18 protein-coding genes are annotated in these 17,869 nt (G+C 70.9%); 10 read left to right on the forward strand and 8 right to left on the reverse strand.

All coding sequences use genetic code 11. The features are described 5' to 3' along the window. Positions 1-14: 14 nt before the first annotated feature. The 6 genes from smpB to AB0C19_RS22470 all read left to right on the forward strand — a co-directional run bounded on the left by smpB (position 15) and on the right by AB0C19_RS22470 (position 4,639). Complete coding sequence (smpB, locus tag AB0C19_RS22445) at positions 15-506, forward strand: SsrA-binding protein SmpB (RefSeq protein ID WP_238686093.1); 492 nt, start codon at positions 15-17, stop codon at positions 504-506. A gap of 214 nt (positions 507-720) precedes the next feature. Continuing rightward, on the forward strand, positions 721-1,113 hold the full coding sequence (locus tag AB0C19_RS22450) for an SCO5389 family protein (RefSeq protein WP_357188275.1): 393 nt from the start codon (positions 721-723) through the stop codon (positions 1,111-1,113). Between the two features lie 394 nt (positions 1,114-1,507). After that, complete coding sequence (locus AB0C19_RS22455) at positions 1,508-1,930, forward strand: TOBE domain-containing protein (RefSeq protein WP_357188277.1); 423 nt, start codon at positions 1,508-1,510, stop codon at positions 1,928-1,930. Next, positions 1,927-2,742 (forward strand): molybdate ABC transporter substrate-binding protein, encoded by an 816-nt coding sequence (modA, locus tag AB0C19_RS22460; RefSeq protein ID WP_357188279.1) that lies wholly within the window; start codon positions 1,927-1,929, stop codon positions 2,740-2,742. Before AB0C19_RS22455 ends, modA begins: the two co-directional genes overlap by 4 nt. Continuing rightward, entirely contained in the window at positions 2,739-3,575 is an 837-nt protein-coding gene (gene modB, locus AB0C19_RS22465; protein WP_357188281.1) for a molybdate ABC transporter permease subunit, read from the forward strand. The genes modA and modB overlap by 4 nt, the downstream gene beginning before the upstream one ends. Then, positions 3,572-4,639 carry an ABC transporter ATP-binding protein gene (locus tag AB0C19_RS22470; RefSeq protein WP_357188283.1) on the forward strand — a complete coding sequence of 356 codons (1,068 nt, stop codon included), beginning with the start codon at positions 3,572-3,574 and terminating at the stop codon, positions 4,637-4,639. Before modB ends, AB0C19_RS22470 begins: the two co-directional genes overlap by 4 nt. A gap of 203 nt (positions 4,640-4,842) precedes the next feature. On the opposite strand, the gene AB0C19_RS22475 is transcribed toward AB0C19_RS22470, so the two are convergent. From AB0C19_RS22475 to AB0C19_RS22490, 4 genes are all read right to left on the reverse strand, one after another. Next, a complete protein-coding gene (locus AB0C19_RS22475) occupies positions 4,843-5,256 on the reverse strand; it encodes a type II toxin-antitoxin system Phd/YefM family antitoxin (RefSeq protein ID WP_112590058.1) in 414 nt (137 codons plus the stop codon). A 29-nt stretch (positions 5,257-5,285) separates the two neighbouring features. Then, entirely contained in the window at positions 5,286-5,858 is a 573-nt protein-coding gene (locus tag AB0C19_RS22480; protein ID WP_357188286.1) for a GNAT family protein, read from the reverse strand. An 81-nt stretch (positions 5,859-5,939) separates the two neighbouring features. After that, the gene (locus AB0C19_RS22485) at positions 5,940-6,380 is read right to left on the reverse strand and encodes a hypothetical protein (protein ID WP_357188288.1); all 441 of its coding nucleotides are present in this window, start codon (positions 6,378-6,380) and stop codon (positions 5,940-5,942) included. Between the two features lie 34 nt (positions 6,381-6,414). Beyond that, entirely contained in the window at positions 6,415-7,641 is a 1,227-nt protein-coding gene (locus tag AB0C19_RS22490) for a hypothetical protein (RefSeq protein ID WP_357188290.1), read from the reverse strand. Positions 7,642-7,818: 177 nt separating this feature from the next. Here AB0C19_RS22490 and AB0C19_RS22495 point away from each other — a divergent pair, with 177 nt between their 5' ends. After that, on the forward strand, positions 7,819-9,372 hold the full coding sequence (locus AB0C19_RS22495; RefSeq protein ID WP_357188292.1) for an NAD(P)/FAD-dependent oxidoreductase: 1,554 nt from the start codon (positions 7,819-7,821) through the stop codon (positions 9,370-9,372). 33 nt (positions 9,373-9,405) lie between these two features. Here the strand turns inward: AB0C19_RS22495 and AB0C19_RS22500 are convergent, their stop codons facing one another. Beyond that, positions 9,406-10,224: a hypothetical protein gene (locus AB0C19_RS22500; protein ID WP_357188294.1), complete on the reverse strand. Its 819-nt coding sequence runs from the start codon at positions 10,222-10,224 to the stop codon at positions 9,406-9,408. Between the two features lie 90 nt (positions 10,225-10,314). Further along, positions 10,315-10,974, reverse strand: coding sequence for a TetR/AcrR family transcriptional regulator (locus AB0C19_RS22505; RefSeq protein WP_357188296.1), 660 nt, complete (start codon positions 10,972-10,974; stop codon positions 10,315-10,317). An 88-nt stretch (positions 10,975-11,062) separates the two neighbouring features. On the opposite strand from AB0C19_RS22505, the gene AB0C19_RS22510 reads away from it, so the two are divergent. Continuing rightward, a complete protein-coding gene (locus AB0C19_RS22510; protein ID WP_357188298.1) occupies positions 11,063-12,190 on the forward strand; it encodes an NAD(P)/FAD-dependent oxidoreductase in 1,128 nt (375 codons plus the stop codon). Between the two features lie 38 nt (positions 12,191-12,228). Continuing rightward, the gene (locus AB0C19_RS22515) at positions 12,229-12,765 is read left to right on the forward strand and encodes a hypothetical protein (protein ID WP_357188300.1); all 537 of its coding nucleotides are present in this window, start codon (positions 12,229-12,231) and stop codon (positions 12,763-12,765) included. 156 nt (positions 12,766-12,921) lie between these two features. Here the strand turns inward: AB0C19_RS22515 and AB0C19_RS22520 are convergent, their stop codons facing one another. Continuing rightward, entirely contained in the window at positions 12,922-13,767 is an 846-nt protein-coding gene (locus AB0C19_RS22520; protein WP_357188302.1) for an SAM-dependent methyltransferase, read from the reverse strand. Positions 13,768-13,849: 82 nt separating this feature from the next. Further along, the gene (locus AB0C19_RS22525) at positions 13,850-14,092 is read right to left on the reverse strand and encodes a hypothetical protein (protein ID WP_357188304.1); all 243 of its coding nucleotides are present in this window, start codon (positions 14,090-14,092) and stop codon (positions 13,850-13,852) included. Between the two features lie 177 nt (positions 14,093-14,269). On the opposite strand from AB0C19_RS22525, the gene AB0C19_RS22530 reads away from it, so the two are divergent. Continuing rightward, the gene (locus tag AB0C19_RS22530; protein ID WP_357188306.1) at positions 14,270-17,734 is read left to right on the forward strand and encodes a ThuA domain-containing protein; all 3,465 of its coding nucleotides are present in this window, start codon (positions 14,270-14,272) and stop codon (positions 17,732-17,734) included. Positions 17,735-17,869: the final 135 nt, after the last annotated feature.

Raw genomic sequence — 17,869 nt, forward strand, 5'->3', positions numbered from 1 at the left:
GATATCGTCGCCTGGTGACCCCGTCCACGCCACCCGCCCGCCGGTTGATCGCCTCGAACAAGAAGGCCCGGCACGAGTACACAGTGCTGCGCACGTACGAGGCGGGCATCGTGCTGGTCGGCACCGAGGTGAAGTCGCTGCGCGAGGGGCGGGCCTCGCTGGTCGACGCGTTCGCGCACGAGCGCGACGGCGAGATCGTGTTGTACGGCCTGCACATCGCCGAGTACACCTACGGCACGTGGACCAACCACGCCCCGCGCCGCAACCGCAAGCTGCTGCTGCACCGCGCCGAGATCGACCGGATCCTGGACAAGGTCCGCGAGGGCGGGGTGACCCTCGTTCCTCTGTCGATGTACTTCGAGAACGGCTACGCCAAGGTCGAATTGGCCCTCGCCAAGGGCAAGCGCTCCTACGACAAGCGGCAGACACTGGCCGAGCGCGACGCCAACCGGGAGATCGCCCGCGAGCTGGGCCGGCACCTCAAGGGCCACCCCCGCCGACCCTGACGCCGCAACGGGTCGTCCCAGGACGCTGTTCGTCCGCACAAGCTCTTGGCGGGGTGTCTCCGCGCCTGTGGTTCGCGGGCGCGTTCGCATGTGCTTTGCGTGTGGGTCCCGGCGTGGCGCGCCGGGACATCGTTGACGTCGCCCGAGAGACGTGGTCTGCTCAGTCGACGCCGTTGTTGAAAACGGTAATCATTAGCTGAAGCGGAGGAGAACCATGTCGCTCACTGTCTCGCCTGCCCTGCTCGACGCCGCCGAACGCGGCCCCATCGACGACGAGGCGTTCATCGCCTGCGTCCGTGACTCGCTGCCGTTCGCCTGGGCCACCGTCAGCCGAGTGGTCGCCGAACTGGAAGCCGGCGACGCCGACCTGGCCGACAACATCGTCCCGCCGCCCACCGACGCCGACCGGGGTCAACTGCTCCGCGCGCTGGCGAGCGACGCGATCCGCGCCGGCCTGGAACGACACTTCGGCGTACGCCTGGCCTTCCAGAACTGCCACCGCGTCGCCGCGTTCCGCCCGTCGGCCGTCGACAGCGAGCGCTACCGCCGCTTCGTGTCGACCCGTGGCCAACTGCTCAACCAGTCCCCCGAACTCCGCAACTGCTGACCGTAGCGGCGGGCGGGCTCACGCGAGCCCGCCCGCCGCACACCCCATGATCTGAGCAACTTCCCGGATGTTGCTGCCTTCGACGCGGGAGAGGCAGCAACATCCGGGAAGTTGCACGGATCTTGACGACGGACACCGTGCCCGAGCGTCCGGGAGCGGGGGTAGGGGTGCCCGCGCCAAGATCGTGCTCGAACCTGGATGTAGTGGCCTCATCGATCGTCGACACCACTACTTCGTGGTTCGAGCGTTATCTTGCGTCCTCGCCCGAGGCAGCCGTCGGCGTCCTGAGACAGCGCAGGCAAACGCAACTGCAGGGCTGGGCACCTGCCGATCCACGCGGTTGCTGCCCATTCCTGGCTTCCGCCCTCGCAGATGCGGGCACTAGGGTGAGCGGGTGATGACGTACCGGATCGGGGAGGCCGCCGACCTCCTCGGCGTCAGCGCCGACACCATTCGCCGCTGGGTGGACACCGGGCGCCTGACGGCCGGGCGCGACGATCACGGCCATCGAGTTGTCGACGGCGTCGACCTGGCGGCGTTCGCTCGCGCTCAAGCAACCGACCCGGACGCGGGCGCCGAGTTCTCCTCGGCCCGCAACCGGTTGCGCGGCATCGTCGTCGACGTCCGTAAGGACACGGTGATGGCCCAGGTGGACATCCAGGCGGGCCCGTTCCGGGTCGTGTCACTGATGAGCCGGGAGGCCGTCGACGAACTCGACCTTCGGGTCGGGTCGGTGGCCGTTGCGGTGATCAAGTCGACCACCGTCGTGGTGGAGCGGGCCACACCCACCCCGGCGCGCGGACGGTCGGCCAGATGAACGCGGGGACAGTCGGGCGGACGAACGCGCGGAGCAGGCGTAAGGCGGTGGCCGTCCTGGTGGCGACCGGCCTGGCGGTGACCGGCTGCGGCGCGGGCGACGGCCGGGCAACCGGCAGCGGTGGGGACGGGAGGGTGACCGGCCCGGTGACCGTGTTCGCGGCCGCCTCGCTGACCGAGTCGTTCACCCGCATCGGGAAGGACTTCGAGGCCGCCAACCCGGGCAGCCGCGTGACCCTCAACGTCGCCGGCAGTTCCGCCCTGGCCAACCAGATCACCCAGGGCGCGCCGGCAGACGTGTTCGCCTCGGCCGCCCCGGCGAACATGACCACTGTCGTCGAGGCCGGCGACGCCGACGGCACGCCGTCTGTCTTCGCCCGCAACCAGCTGGTGATCGCGGTGCCCCGGGGTAACCCGAAGGCAGTGGCCGGCCTGGCCGATCTGACCAGCCCGGGTGTGAAGGTGGCGCTCTGCGCCAGTCAGGTGCCCTGCGGCGCGGCGGCCCGCACCGCCCTGGACGCGGCAGGCGTCGCGCTGACGCCGGTCACCCTGGAGCGCGACGTCAAGGGTGCGCTCGCCAAGGTGAAGCTCGGCGAGGTCGACGCGGCACTGGTCTACCGCACTGACACGCGGGCGGCGAGCGCCGACGTGACCGGCGTGGAGTTTCCCGAGTCGGCGCGGGCGGTCAACGACTATCCGATCGTCGCGTTGAAGGACGCGCCGAATCCCAACGGCGCACGGGCATTCGTCGCGTACGTCCGCTCGGCGCCGGCGCAGGCGGTCCTCGCCGAGGCGGGGTTCCAGGCCCCGTGAGGCAGGTCTCCGACCACAACGCACCCCGCGGTCGCCCGGCCACGCCTCGACGGCGGGGTCGCGTGCCGGCGGCGCTGCTGATCCCCGCCGGGCTGGGGTTGCTGTTCCTCGTCCTGCCGTTGGCGGGGCTGCTGATCCGGGCGCCGTGGACGACCCTGCCGGAGCGGCTCACCGAGCCGGGCGCGTTGACCGCCCTGCGGCTGTCGGTGCAGACCGCCACCTTGGCCACCGCGCTCTGTCTGCTGCTCGGCGTGCCGCTCGCCTGGGTGCTGGCCCGGGTCGAGTTCCCCGGCCGTCGGCTGGTACGCGCGCTGGTCACCGTGCCGCTGGTGCTGCCGCCGGTGGTCGGTGGGGTGGCGCTGTTGCTGGTCTTCGGCCGCCGTGGCCTGCTCGGCGGCTGGCTCGACAGCACGTTCGGCGTCACCCTGCCCTTCACCACCACTGGTGTCGTGCTGGCCGAGGCGTTCGTCGCCATGCCGTTCCTGGTGATCGCCGTGGAGGGTGCGCTCCGCGCCGCCGACCACCGCTTCGAGGAGGCTGCGGCGACGTTGGGCGCCAGCCGGTGGACCACCTTCACCCATGTCACGCTGCCGCTGGTGGCGCCCGGTCTGGCCGCCGGGGCGGTGCTCTGCTGGGCGCGGGCGCTCGGCGAGTTCGGCGCCACCATCACCTTCGCCGGCAACTACCCCGGTCGGACGCAGACCATGCCGCTCGCCGTCTACCTGGCGTTGGAGACGGACCTGGAGTCCGCGATCGTGCTCAGCCTGGTGCTGCTCGTCGTGTCGGTGGGCATCCTGGTGGCGCTGCGGGACCGCTGGATGACCACCGCATGAGCGACCGACTTCTCGACGCGCGGCTCGTCGTCGACCGGGGCGTCTTCCGGCTCGACGTGCCGCTGCGGGTCGCGCCGGGCGAGGTGGTGGCGCTACTCGGCCCGAACGGCGCCGGCAAGACCACCGCGCTACGGGCGCTGGCCGGGCTGCATCCCCTCACCGACGGGCACGTCACTCTCGACAGCGTCGACCTGGACCGCCCGGCGACCGGTGGCTGGGTACCCACCGAACGCCGGTCGGTCGGCGTGGTCTTCCAGGACTACCTGCTCTTCCCGCACCTCAGCGCATTGGACAACGTAGCCTTCGGGCCTCGGCGGCACGGCGTCCAGCGCCGGGCCGCCCGCGCCACGGCTCAGGAGTGGCTGGGCCGGGTGGGGCTTGACGCGCAGGCGCAGCGCAAGCCGCGGCAGCTCTCCGGCGGTCAGGCGCAACGGGTGGCGCTGGCCCGCGCGCTCGCCGTGGCACCGTCGCTGCTGCTGTTGGACGAGCCGCTCGCCGCGCTGGACGCCCGCACCCGGCTGGACACCCGCGCGGAGCTGCACCGGCACCTGTCCGCGCACGCGGGCGCGACGGTGCTGGTCACCCACGACCCGCTGGACGCGCTGGCGTTGGCCGACCGACTGGTCATCGTCGAGGATGGCCGGGTGGTACAGGAGGGCGACGGGCCGAGCGTCACCGCCCGCCCGCGCACCGACTACGTCGCCCGGCTGGTCGGGCTGAACCTGTACCGGGGTCGCGCCGACGGGCACGGGGTGCGGGTGTCGCCGGAGCTGACTCTCACGGTCGCCGACCGGTTGGACGGCGAAGCGTTCGTGGCGTTCCGCCCGGCCGCGGTGGCTCTGCACCCGGCCCGGCCGGAGGGCAGCCCACGGAACACCTGGGCTGGCACCGTGGCCGGCGTCCAGCGTCATGGTGACAACGTGCGGGTGCAACTGGACGGGCCGATCGGGGTGGCCGCCGACGTCACGCCGGCCGCCGCCGCCCAGTTGCGGCTGATCCCCGGCCAGCAGGTCTGGGTGGCGGTCAAGGCGACCGAGACCCACGCGTACCCGGCCACCGGCTGACCAGACGACCGGCGGCCCGCGCGCACGCCGGCCCGCACACGCCGACCCGCGCGCACGCCGACCGCAGCGGAGCGCAGGCCCGCGCGGACGTCGACCGGCTTGCCCGCCAGCGCGGACCGGTCAGCCGGCACGACACGGCCGCACACCCGGCGCGGCACCCGCCTCAGCTGGTGCAGCCAACGCCACGCGGACGCGGTCGCGAGTCAGCCGGCGAGCAGGTCGGCGTGTGCGGCGCGCAGCCGGGCCAGCGTCGGGTCGCTGCCCGGGACGACCCGGCTGTCCAGCTCGGCCCACGCCTCGGCCAGCGCCGCACGGACCGCGCCCAGCTCGGCGGCGTGCCGCTGTGTGCTGCGTCGGTGCTGCTCCTCGAGGCGGCGGGCCCAGCCGGCGGTGACCGTCGCGAGCCGGTCGGCGTCGGCGCGGGCCTGGGCGCCGCTGCGGGCGGCTGCGGCGGGGACGATCGCGGCGACCGGGCGGGGATCGCCGTCGCGGGTGACGACGGTGACCGCGTCGGTCAGCTCGGCCAGCGCGACGAGCTGGCTGAACCGGGTGCGCGCCTCACGCAGCGGCACGGAACGCGGCGGGTCGGAATGAGGGGTGAGCGCGGGGACGGCCATGGATGCATGGTGCCGCGCGGGTATGACAACTATTCGCTGTCGTCAGTGGACGGTGCGTGGCGGGCGGCCCACTCGTTGGCCAGCACCGACCAGATCTCAATGTCGATCCGACCGTGCGGACCCGGGCTGACCTGGCGCAGCGTGCCGTCGAGGCGCAGGCCGAGCCGGTCGGCGAGGGCTTTGCTGCGGATGTTGTCGGCGTTGGTCCGCCACTCCACCCGCTGGATGCCGCGCTCGCGCACCGCCCAGTCGACGATGCGGCGCACCGCCGGGGCGACCAGGCCCCTGCCCTGCGCCGCCGGTTCCACCCAGCAACCGACCTCGCAGACGCCCCGGGTCACGTCGAACGACACGAACATGACCCCACCGACGAGGGCGCCCCGCCACCACAGCCCCCAGATGCCACCGCTGTCACTGGCCCAGAGGTCGGCGTACCGCTGCAACATCGCGCGGGCCGACGGCAGGTCAGCGGCGACGAAGGACTGTGACACCCAGGGCTGGATGTGTTCACGGGCCCGGTCGAGGTGGGCGAGGAACTCCTCGGCCCGCCACGGGTCCAGCGGGCGCAGCTCGACGTCCTCGGTCAGCGGCAGGGCGAACACCGGGCCTCCACTCAATGCGCTTCTCACGTTCGTAGGAGGCTCGCACAGGCACCTCGGGCAAGGCACGGCCGCCCTCCGCGCTCACTCCGGCAGGTGGGTCCGCAGCGCGGCGAACTGGGCCACTGTCAGGTAGGAGGGGTTGCCGGCCTGCGGCTGACGGAACACCTCCAGCGCGGCGAGCCGGTCATCGGCGCGCAGCAGCCGCCGGGACACCCGGTCCCGTTCGGCGAGGATGGGCAGATCCAGCGGCACCGACCACTGTTGCCCCGGTGCGCCTGGCTCGGCGGCCCCGGTGACCCGCCCGACGCCCCACACCCCGTACGGCAGGTGGCCCCGGCTGCCGCTGGCCCAGAAGACCACCGGCTGCCCGGCGCACATCAACCGCGCCCGGTAGCCGGGACGTACACACCAACTCGTCACCAGTGGCTCACTGGCGAACCGGGCGGCGAGGTCGACCAGGTCCGCGTTGCCCTTGATCAGCCAGGCGCCCAGGTCGTCGAGGCGTACCCGTGGCTCGGTCATCGCGTACCTCTTGCCCGGCCGACAGCAGCGTCAATCAGATGATCATGTGGGTCCAGTAGCTGAGCCAGAGCACGAACAGCACGCCCTGCATTACTGCGAGCGCCGCGGTGAGCCACACGTCGACGGTGGCGTGGCGGGCCCAGCGGGCCAGCACCAGCGCCACCGGGAAGGCGGCGAGCAGGTAACGCAGCAGGCTCTTGTACACCGGTGGGCCCATCGACAGCGGCACCAGCATCATGAGAACGCCGTACACCAGGTAGGCCAGCTCCCGGCGGCGGAACCCGGCGACCAGCACGGCGAGGACGGCCACGGCGAACCACGCCCGAGCGGCGTCGCGCGGCTCCCCGGTCAGCCCGTCGAGCAGCACCGGAACGGGGTTCTGTACCTCGATGCCCCAACCGGTCTGCTGGGCGTGCTGGTAGGCGAACCAGTCTCCACCCCGCCACCGGCAGTACGCCATGAAGGTGAACCACCCAGCGGGGAGCAGCAGCAACGGCCAGCCGAGCCGAAGATAGCCGAGCAGTGCGCGCGGCCCGAGCCGCCGGTCGTGCTGCCGGAGCAGCACCAGGGCCAGCGGCAGCGCCACGAGCAGGCCGACGGACCGGCTCATCGCCAGGAAATAGCCGACCACGCCGACCAGCAGCCACCGGCGTCGCTCGGCGTAGTAGAAGGTGGCCAACGCGAGGCAGACGAAGAGCGACTCGGTCAGCGCGGCCTGGAACAGGAACGCGGTCGGCAGCAGCACCAGGTACCGGGTGAAACGGCGGGCCGCGTACGCGTCGCCGAGCAGCAGCTCCGCCAGCCGGTAGCCGTACCAGAGCGCCAGCAGGAACGCGACGTTGCTGATCAGCAACAGGGCCAGTGCGGTGTCGCCGCCGAGCAGCACGCCGACCGGCCGGGCCAGGAACGGGTACAGCAGGGGAAAGCCGAAGTCCACCCACTGCCCGGTCAGGGGCAGGGTGCTCAGCCGCAGGTAGAGCAGCGAGTCCCAGGCGAACCAGAAGGAGATCCACCGGTGCCCGGAGATCTGCCGCTGCTGCGCCCACATCAACGCCTCATCCGGCGGCGGTGCCCCGGGGACGCCGTCCCAGGCGTGCAGGACCAGCAGCCCGAGCACTGTGAGCAGCAGCTTCGTGCCGAGAAACAGGCCGATGACGTACGCCCAGGGCGCCGGCACCCGGCGAGCCAGGCGCGCTGCGCCGCGGCCGGCCACGACCGCCCGCCCGGCCAGCGTCGCCGCGCCGCTGCGCCACCGGTCCATCCGACCCGCTTCCCCGCTCCCCCGGTCCGCCGGCCGCGCGGGAGGAGTCGCTCTTCTCGTGGTACGCCGCAGCGCGCCCTACCGAAGTAGGAACCAACTAGCACTAAGTGTGACATTCTGCGCAGAGCGGGTGGACGCCGCGCCTCAACCATGGCGGTGAGCAGGGAGCGCGTCAGCATGAGCGAGCAGAACGGCACTGTGGTCATCGGTGCGGGGCCGGCCGGGCTCACCGCGGCGTACGAGCTGCTCCGGCACGGCCGGTCGGTGCAGGTGTTCGAGGCCGACGAGGTGGTCGGCGGGATCAGTCGAACCGTGGAGCGCGACGGGTGGCGGTTCGACATCGGCGGGCACCGGTTCTTCACCAAGGTGCCCCGGGTGGAGGCGTTCTGGCACGAGATCCTGCCGGACGAGGACTTCCTGACCAGGCCCCGAATGAGTCGCATCTTCTACCGGGGCGCCCTGTTCAACTACCCGCTCAGCGCTGTGAACGCGCTGCGCAACCTGGGTCTGCCGGAGGCGGTCCGCTGCCTCGGCTCGTACGCTCGCGCCCGGCTACGGCCGCCACGGGACCAGTCGCACTTCGAGGGCTGGGTGTCGGCCCGGTTCGGCTGGCGGCTGTACTCGATCTTCTTCAAGACGTACACCGAGAAGGTCTGGGGTATGCCGGCGGACCGGCTGCAGGCCGACTGGGCCGCGCAGCGGATCAAGAACCTGTCGCTGGCCACGGCGATCCGCAACGCGCTGCTGCCCCGGCGTCGGCGCACCGACGTGACCAGCCTGATCGAGGAGTTCCAGTACCCGAAGTACGGGCCCGGGATGATGTGGGAGCGCTGCGCCGAGCAGGTACGCGAGCGAGGCGGGCACGTGTCCACAGGCAGTTGGGTCACCGCCGTGCACCGCGACCCGGCCCGCCGGCGGGCGATCAGCGTGACTGTCAACGGCGCGGGCGGGCAGCGTACCGAAGCTGCCGACCACGTGATCTCGTCCATGCCGATCTCGGAGCTGGTGACAGCGCTCCACCCGCCGGCGCCGCCGGAGGTGCTGGCCTGCGCGGCCGACCTGCGCTACCGCGACTTCCTGACTGTCGCCCTGGTCGTGCCGGCGGAGTTCTCGTTCCCGGACAACTGGATCTACGTGCACGACCCGGGAGTGCGGGTGGGCCGAATCCAGAACTTCGGCTCCTGGTCGCCGTACCTCGTCAAGGACGGCCGCACCTGCCTGGGCCTGGAGTACTTCGTGTTCGAGGACGACGAGATGTGGCGTACGCCGGATGCCGACCTGGTGGCCCTCGCCACCGCGGAGCTGGAGCGGTTGGGGTTGGTTCGACAGGGCGTGGTGGAGGCCGGCTACGTCGTGCGCATGCCCAAGGCCTACCCGGTGTACGACGAGCGCTACCAGCACAACGTGGGCGTGATCCGCGCCTGGCTGACCGAGGCGGTGCCGAACGTGCACCCGGTGGGCCGCAACGGCATGCACCGCTACAACAACCAGGACCACTCGATGCTGACCGCGATGCTCACCGCCGAGAACATCGCAACCGGGAGTACGCACGACGTCTGGTCGGTCAACGTGGAGCAGGACTACCACGAGGAATCCTCCGGCGGCGACAACCGGCGCGGCACCGGCCGGGACGCGCCGGTGGTGCCCAGCCGGATCATCGCGGCGCCGATCACCCTGCCGGAGGGGTCGGACGACCGAGCCCCTGTCGCAGCTCCCCCAACTCCCGCCTGAAGCCGAGCACGCTCTCGCGGCACGAGCGGGTGCTCACCGCGGCAGGTGCGTGCAGTGGGCCACTGTGGCGTCGTCCGGGCTGCGCGCATCCGCGCCACCGGTGGTCTGCGCCTCGGCCTGCCGGACGCGGGCGATGACGCCGGCCGGCCCGCCGGCCCGAAGCAGGTCCACCACGCCCGGCCAGTCGGTCAGACCGTACGGGCTGACGATGCGGCTGGCACCGTTGCTGAGCAACGCGACACCGTTGAGGTCGGCGAGGGACCGGCTGCCGTTCACCGCCTCCCACGCCGCGCGCGGGTCATCCTTGGCGAGCCAGTAGCCGCCCGGCTGGTTCCGGCGGGCACGCAGCGCGGTGACGCAGGAGGCCCGCACCCTGTCGTACTCCGGCGTTTCCCGGGCAACGCCGGCCAGCGGCGCCGAGCATTCCCGCCGGGTGGTCATCTCGCGCTCATCGGTGATCACCAGCGGGCCGGCGTCTACCTGGTCGATGACGAGGAACGAGTCCGCGAGCAGGAGCCAGTCCAAGCGGCAGTGGTGGGCGCGGACCATCGCGACGGTGGCCTGCGGGCTGCTGGGGTCCGCGATGTCGCAGGTGTCGCCGTGCTCGGCGGCGATCTCGTCGATCGCGGTGGCGAGGATCGCAGCGAGTTCTCGCCCGTCGCCGCGCGACAGGTGGCCGAGCAGCGCGCCGCCGAGGCGGTGCGTGTACCAGGCGACGCCGTGGGAGCAGAGCGATTCAGCTCCCGGAATGCCGGCGCCGTCGAGCAGGACGACAGCGCCGGGAACCGCACCGACGAAGTCCTCGTTCGGCCGATCGGCCCTGCCGGCGCTCGTCGCCAGGCTGACGTCCACTCGTGGGCTCCTGTCTGGGCTCGCGTCGCCGCCGTGTGGGTACGGCCAGTCGAGCGGGTCAGGTTGGTGGAGGCGGTTACATCTCAGAGGTCACGTTGGGCGTCGGCGCGTGATGCCGTCCAGAATGGTGGTCAGGTTGTGGTTGAAGGTCTCCTCGGCGTTGAGGTGGGCGCCGTCGATGACGAGCCGGGCCACCGTGGGATACCTGCCGGTTTTCAACATGCGCGTGAGGTAGGGGCCGAGGCTGGCCTGGAAGGCGGCTTCGTCGGTGCCGGTGGACCGTGCGGTGCGTCGTTCGGTGACCTCTCTGCGGACCGATCCGATGATGAAGGCGTTGAGGGCGCCCACCGCTCGCTGGAGATCGTCGATGTCACGCACGCCGGGGGCCGCGCTGAGCGCCGCGGCGGTCGCTTCGCCCACGGCGAGCGCGTGTGGCCCCAGGTGCGGCCGTCCGCCGAGCACGTCGGAGAACCATTCGTGGTCGAGGGCGGCAGCGCGGGTCGCGTGGGCGACGGCCAGCACCGTGTCGCGCCACCCGGAGCGCTGGCCCACCTCGGCGATCCGGGCGTAGACGACGTCGACCATGAGATCGAGGAGCTCCGACTTGTTGATCACGTAGTCGTAGAGCCGCATCGGACCGACACCGAGCTCTTTGGCGATCTTGCGCAGTGACAGCCCGTCGAGGCCGTGCGCGTCGGCAAGCCGGATCGCCGTAGCGGCGATCTTCTCGCGGCTCAACGGCACCGGCACCGCTCGCGGCTGAGGTTCGGGCCGCTCCCAAACGGGCAGCGGCTCACTACCGTACGGTGTATCCACCAATACAGTGTACGGTAGCGCCGTGAGAACGCGAATTGCGATCGCCGGTGGTGGACTCGGCGGGTTGACGCTGGCTCGGATCCTGCACCGACACGGCATCGACGCGGTGGTGTACGACCGGGAAGCAAGCCGATCCGCGCGACCCCAGGGCGGCGCCCTCGATCTGCACCCGGAGTCCGGGCAACTGGCCCTGGCCGAGGCGGGTCTCGCCGGCCGGTTCCGGTCGGAGGCGCGGCCCGACGGCGAGGAACATCGCATCCTCGACCCGACCGGACGCACCCTGGTGCACCACGAGCCGCAACCCGGCTCGTTCTCCGGACGTCCCGAGATCGACCGGAGCGCACTGCGTGATCTCCTCCTCGACTCCCTCCCCGGCGACACGGTTGCCTGGCGGCACCGGCTTGTCGCGGCGACCCCCCGACCCGACGACGGCTGGGAACTGACGTTCGACGACGGCCAACGAGCCGGCTGCGACATCCTCATCGGCGCGGACGGCGCGCGCTCAGTCGTCCGGTCACTGCTGACCGACGTCGAACTGTCCTACGTGGCAACGCTCGTGGAGCTGAGCGTCGACGACGTCGACCGGCGTCATCCCGATCTCGCCGAGCTGGTCGGCCCCGGGAACCTGTGGTGCGTCGGGGTGAACCAGATCCTGGCAGCGCAACGTCTCGGCGACGGCAGCCTCCGGGTCGGGATCTCGCTGCGCGCGGAGGACCGGCCCCTGGATGCGTACCGCACCAAGGAGGCGCTGCTGGACCTGTTCGCCGGCTGGAACCCTCGCCTCACCGCACTCATCGAGGCCGCCGAGAGCGCGCCGACGCCACGCCTGATCGAGGCGATGCCCATCGGTACGCGCTGGACCAGCCGGCCGGGCGTCACCCTCATCGGCGACGCGGCGCACCTCATGCCACCGGTCGGCGAGGGCGCGAACCAGGCCATGCTCGACGCCGCAGAACTCGCCAGTCAGCTCGCTGCCAACCCGGCCGACCCGAATTCGGCGATCCGGACGTACGAGGAGTCGATGTTCAACAGGATTCAGCCGATCGCCGACATGTCCGCACGAGTCCAGGCGATGATGCTCTCCCCCACCGCGGCGCAAGACATCGTCCGTTTCTTCACCCGACCGGCGGAGACCGCACGCGCAGAATGACATCTGGCGCAGTCGATGCGGTTGGCGATAATCGTTTCATGACGACGGATGCGCACAGTGAGTCCGGTCTCCGGAAGGCCACCCTGACGGATCAGGACCTGGTGGAGACGCCGTGGGACTACTGCCGAATTCACGCGCTCGCCGTCACCGACGACGAGGGTCCACCCGAAGACCCGACAGGGGACTACCGGGAGGACGACGACCTCGACCCCACCGCACCGTCGGCCTTGGCGCTGCATCTCGACCTCGACTACATCGTGCGCCGGATCGATCCGGGGCCGATGCGGCAAATCCACTTCTGGGTAGCGCCGGCCACCTTGATCTTCCACAACGTGTGGGACATCGTCGGCGGCCTGCACTCCATCTGTCTGCCGTTCGAGTTGAAGAACCTGCGCCAGGAGGCCCCCGCACGGTCAGGAGAACGCTGCTGGCACCTCGAGGGGCGCGACCTGGACCTGAGGTTCCAGGCATCGGGGTACACCCTTCACCTGCGCCAACCCCCACGCTACGGCGGTCGGGTGCTCCGGATGGCCGAACGGGGCGGCATCAGCTTCGACCCGAAGCCGTTTGCCTGACCCAGGAATGGCCCGGCCCGTGGCTCAACGCCCGACGCGCTGGCGGCGACACCCCGACGGCGACCGACGTGTCTTCGACCGGCTCCTGGCCTCGGATCCTGACGCGTAAGGCGTGACCGTGCGCCCAGTGCGGCTCGGGCATCTAGGCACGACCGGTCAGGGCTTGCGGGCCACCGCGCCATAGATGGAGGCGTCGGCCAGGGGCGGACGCTGCTCCGGTGGCACCTGCGACCGCCACTCGGTGACCGGGGCGATCCCCGGTTCGGCCAGCTCCAGACCGGTGAAGAAGCGGGCGAACTCGGCGCGGTCGCGGGGTACGGCGTCCTGCTTCATCCGGCCCGCGGCGAACTCGGCCTCCATCCGCCTGACGATCTCGGCGGGGAGGTGGTCGGTGGTGAAGTGGGTCAGCGCCAGCCAGCTCCCCGACGGCAGCGCGTCGAGCAGGCGGGCGACCTGCTCGTGTGGGCGGTCGTCGTCGGTGAGGAAGTGCGTCACGGCGATCAGCACCAGCGCCACCGGTCGGGACAGGTCAAGTGTGGCGTGCAGTTGCGGGTCGGCGAGGATCTTCTCCGGGTCGCGCAGGTCGGCGTCCAGGTAGGCGGTGGCGCCGGCCGGGTCGCTGGTCAGCAGCGCCCGGGCGTGGACCAGCACCATCGGGTCGTTGTCGACGTAGACCACCCGGGAGTCGGGGGCCACCGACTGGGCCACCTCGTGCGTGTTGTCGGCGCTCGGGATGCCGGTGCCGATGTCGAGGAACTGCCGAACGCCGACCTCCTCGGCGAGGAAGCGGACCGCCCGGCCGAGGAAGGCCCGGTTCTCCTGGGCGAGCATGCGCACCCCTGGGTAGACGGCCGCGATCTGGTCGCCGGACTCCCGGTCGACGGCGAAGTTGTCCTTGCCGCCGAGCCAGTAGTTGTAGCGGCGAGCCGGATGCACAGTCGTGGTGTCGATCCGGTCGGCACCGCGACCCTCGGGCAATTCCGACGTGGACGGCATCGTCATGAGACCTCCCCAGGTCGACCGCCATTGATGGTAGGCGACGACTGTCGACGCGGTGGTCCCAAACGAGCCTCGCCGATGTCCCCTACCAGCCCCTGCGGAACATCGTCCAGGCGGTGCCGGCCGTCACCATCAGGCCGGCCAGAACAGCGACCGGAACCGATCCCTCGCCCAACGAACTGGTCCGGCCGAAGCCGTTGGTGTAGATGATGGCACCCATCGCCGCGCCGGCTGCCAGGCCGAGAGCGATGGCCAGTACGGGGCGGCCGGCGCCGCGCGAGCGTGCCGGCTCCTTGCGCCCCTCGTCGGGGCTTTCCTCAAGGGACATGAACGCCTGATACCCGACGACGTGAACGGTGACACGCCCTACCGACGCGCGAAAACAGCTACGCCAGGAAACCGCTTACCAGGACTCTATTGACGGTCGTCACTGGCTGTCAGTACCGTGGTGCGGGCAGCGAGAAAGCGCTTTCCGACCCCTCACCGTCCGACAGGGAGCGCCCCCATGCCCCGACACCTCCGTGCGTTCTGCCTGATCCTGCTCGCCATCGCCACAGTGGTCAGCACCACCACCGCCCTGCCCGCCGAGGCCGCCCCGCGCTTCCGGGTGCTGGTCTTCTCCAAGATCACCAACTTCTACCACGACTCGATCCCGGCCGGCATCGCCGCGATCCAGCAGCTCGGCGCCGCCCACAACTTCGAGGTCGTCGCCACCACCGACGCGGCGGCCTTCACCGACGCCAACCTCGCCACCTTCGACGCTCTCGTGTTCAACAACACCAACAGCCTCCCGGCCTCGGGTGACCTGCTCAACGCCAGCCAGCGGGCCGCGTTGCAGACGTTCATCCGCAACGGCGGCGGTTGGGCCGGCCTGCACGCCGCGTCGGCCAGCGAACGTGACTGGCAGTGGTACGAGGGCCTGGTCGGCACGATCTTCGACTACCACCCCGACTTCTCGTCCACCGGCGGCACCTTCCCCGGCCGGGTCAAGGTGCTCGACCGGGCGCACCCCTCCACGCGCAACCTGCCGGAGCTCTGGGAGCAGAGCGAGGAGTGGTACAACTGGCGGACCAACCCGACCGGCAACGTGCACACCCTCGCCCAGATCAAGGTGCGCGACGGGATCAACGGCCTGGACGAGGGCGTCGACCACGCGTACTCCTGGTGTCAGCGTTACGACGGCGGCCGGTCCTGGTTCACCGCCGGCGGACACGCCAGCTCCCAGTTCAGCACGCCGACCTTCCTGGAGCACCTGCGCTACGGCATCGAGTGGGCGGCCGGCGCTGTCGCCGGTGACTGCTCGGCCACCAAGACCAGCAACTTCGAACGGGTGGGGCTGGTCACCGAGAACCTGGCCGATCCGTTCGAGCTGGCCGTCGGCCCGGACCGGAAGGTCTACTACATCCAGCGCACCGGCGCGCTGAAGGTGGTCAACTCCGACACCCTCCAGGTCACCACGCTGCTGGACTTCGCGTACACCTCGGCCATGACCGACCAGTCCGACGGGCTGCTCGGGATGACCCTGGACCGCAACTTCGCCAGCAACGGCTGGATCTACCTGCTCTGGTCGGACAAGACCCTCAAACAGCTCAACCTGTCGAGGTTCACTGTCGCCAACAACAGCGTCGCGCTCTCCTCGGAGAAACGTCTGCTGACAATCCCCACCTACCGGGGTGAAGGCCGGGCCAACTCGCACATGGGCGGGTCGCTGGCCATGGACGCGGCCGGACGGCTCTACGCGGCGATCGGTGACAACACCGACCCGTTCGCCTCCAGCGGTTACACCCCCGTCGACGAACGCGCCGGCCGCGCCGCCTGGGACGCCCAGGGCACCGCCGGCAACACCAACGACCTCCGCGGCAAGATCCTGCGGATCACCCCACAATCCGACGGTACGTACACAGTGCCCAGCGGCAACCTCTTCCCGACCGGCACCGCGAGGACCCGGCCGGAGATCTACGCGATGGGCATGCGCAACCCGTTCCGGATCACCATCGAACTGCAGACCAACGCGGTGCTGGTGGCCGACTACGGTCCGGACGCCCGCGCCGCCGACCCCAACCGTGGTCCGGAGGGGACCGTCGAGTTCAACCGGATCACCAGTGCCGGCAACTTCGGATGGCCGTACTGCGTGGGCAACAACATCCCGTTCAACGACTACAACTTCGCCACCAACACCTCGGGGGCGAAGTTCAACTGCGCCGCGCCGGTGAACAACTCACCCAACAACACCGGCCTGACCACCCTGCCGGCGGCGAAGTCCGCACTGGTCTGGTACGCGTACGCCGCCTCCACCCAGTTCCCCGAGCTGGGCACCGGTGGTGGCGGGCCGATGAGCGGCCCGGTCTACGACTACGACCCGGCCAACACCCGTACCACGAAGTTCCCCGAGTACTTCGAGGGCAAGTGGATCACCTATGAGCTGACCCGCAGATGGTTCAAGACGCTGTCGATCCACAAGACGGCGCAGACCTTCAGCAACTCGCGCTTCGGCCCCACGGCCGTGGGTGACCTCCAGTCGATCAACGGGATCTTCGGCAACATGAGCTGGATCCAGCCCTTCGAGGCGGAGTTCGGCCCGGACGGTTCGCTCTACGTCATCGACTTCGGCGAGGGCACCGGCAGCGGTCGCGGCGGCAGCAACGCCGGCGCGGGCATCTACCGGATCGACTACGTCGCCAACGGGCGGCCACCGACCGCGAAGATCGCCGCCACCCCGGACACCGGACGTACGCCGCTCACTGTGACGTTCTCCTCCGCCGGGTCGTCCGCCGGTGACGGGTCGGCGCACAGCTACGCCTGGGACTTCACAAACGACGGCAGCACCGACTCCACCGCCGCCAACCCGAGCCACACCTACTCGACGGCCGGGAAGCACACCGCCCGGCTGACAGTGCGCAACAGCGGCAACGGGTTGACCGCCACCGCGGTCACCGACGTGGTGGTCGGCAACACCCGACCGACGGTGACCATCACGGTGCCCGACGGCGGGTTCTTCGACTTCGGCGACAAGATCCCGTACACGGTAACGGTCACCGACCCGGAGGAGACCACCATCGACTGCGCCAAGGTGACGGTGCAGACGCAGCTCGGCCACGACTCGCACGCCCACCCGCTGGACGTCTACACCGGTTGCTCCGGCCTGCTCGCCACCGAGGCGGACGCCGGTGACGGCCACGGGCCGGGGCAGAACCTCTACACCCTGATCACCGCGCAGTACACCGACGGCGGCGCGGCCGGCGGCGTACCGGCGCTGACCGGCTCGACCCGCGTGCAGTTGCAGCCCAAGAGCAAGGAGGCCGAGCACTTCAGCGCCCAGTCCGGCGTCACCGTCAACGACCGGGCCACCGCCCGCGCCGGCAAACGGCTCGGCGAGGTCGACCACAACGACTGGGTGGCGTTCGGGCCGGCGGACCTGCGCAACGTCGGCTCGGTGACGTTCGGTGTGACAAACGGCGGGCTCGGCGGCACCATCGAACTGCGCACCGGCTCGCCCACCGGCACGCTGATCGGCACGGCCGCCATCGGCTCCACCGGCGGTTGGGACAACCTGGTCTCCCCCACCGTCACGCTGACCAACAAGCCCACCGGCACTACCACCCTGTACGCGAAGTTCGTCAACGCCGCCCAGGTCAATGGCACCCCGGACCTACTCGCCCTGGACTGGCTGCGGTTCAACGGCGCCGGGGTCAAACAGGAGCCGGGCGGGACGTTGTCCCTGGCCGCCAACCCGACCGGCGGTGCCGCGCCGCTGACCACCACGCTCACCGCCACGGCGACGGCGCCGTCCGGGCAGAGCATCACCGACTACGCGTGGGACTTCGGCGACAACAGCGCCATCACACACGGGGCGACGCTACGGTCGACGGCGCACAGCTACCCCCGCAAGGGGACCTACACCGCCCGGGTGACTGTCACCTACACCAGCGGGGAGACCCGCTCGCTCAACCTGACCATCACGGTCAGCTGACCGTCGGGCGACGGCGGGGGGGGGGGGGGGCCCCCCCCCCCCCCCCCCCCCCCCCGGGGGGGGGGTGACTGTCGGGTGTGGGGGCCGCAGGAGTGTTGTGCCGCGCGGGGCCCGCGGGGAGGGGGGGGCGCGCCG

Source organism: Micromonospora sp. NPDC048842, from assembly GCF_040649935.1.
Lineage (GTDB): Bacteria > Actinomycetota > Actinomycetes > Mycobacteriales > Micromonosporaceae > Micromonospora > Micromonospora hortensis.

Excerpts from the sequence above, each read along its gene's own strand:
- AB0C19_RS22525 (WP_357188304.1), bottom strand. The coding sequence starts at position 14,092 with ATGTCCCTTGAGGAAAGCCCCGACGAGGGGCGCAAGGAGCCGGCACGC.
- AB0C19_RS22515 (WP_357188300.1), top strand. The coding sequence starts at position 12,229 with ATGACGACGGATGCGCACAGTGAGTCCGGTCTCCGGAAGGCCACCCTG.
- AB0C19_RS22475 (WP_112590058.1), bottom strand. The coding sequence starts at position 5,256 with ATGGCCGTCCCCGCGCTCACCCCTCATTCCGACCCGCCGCGTTCCGTG.
- AB0C19_RS22490 (WP_357188290.1), bottom strand. The coding sequence starts at position 7,641 with ATGGACCGGTGGCGCAGCGGCGCGGCGACGCTGGCCGGGCGGGCGGTC.
- AB0C19_RS22495 (WP_357188292.1), top strand. The coding sequence starts at position 7,819 with ATGAGCGAGCAGAACGGCACTGTGGTCATCGGTGCGGGGCCGGCCGGG.
- AB0C19_RS22530 (WP_357188306.1), top strand. The coding sequence starts at position 14,270 with ATGCCCCGACACCTCCGTGCGTTCTGCCTGATCCTGCTCGCCATCGCC.
- AB0C19_RS22485 (WP_357188288.1), bottom strand. The coding sequence starts at position 6,380 with ATGACCGAGCCACGGGTACGCCTCGACGACCTGGGCGCCTGGCTGATC.
- modA (WP_357188279.1), top strand. The coding sequence starts at position 1,927 with ATGAACGCGGGGACAGTCGGGCGGACGAACGCGCGGAGCAGGCGTAAG.
- AB0C19_RS22470 (WP_357188283.1), top strand. The coding sequence starts at position 3,572 with ATGAGCGACCGACTTCTCGACGCGCGGCTCGTCGTCGACCGGGGCGTC.
- AB0C19_RS22520 (WP_357188302.1), bottom strand. The coding sequence starts at position 13,767 with ATGACGATGCCGTCCACGTCGGAATTGCCCGAGGGTCGCGGTGCCGAC.
- AB0C19_RS22450 (WP_357188275.1), top strand. The coding sequence starts at position 721 with ATGTCGCTCACTGTCTCGCCTGCCCTGCTCGACGCCGCCGAACGCGGC.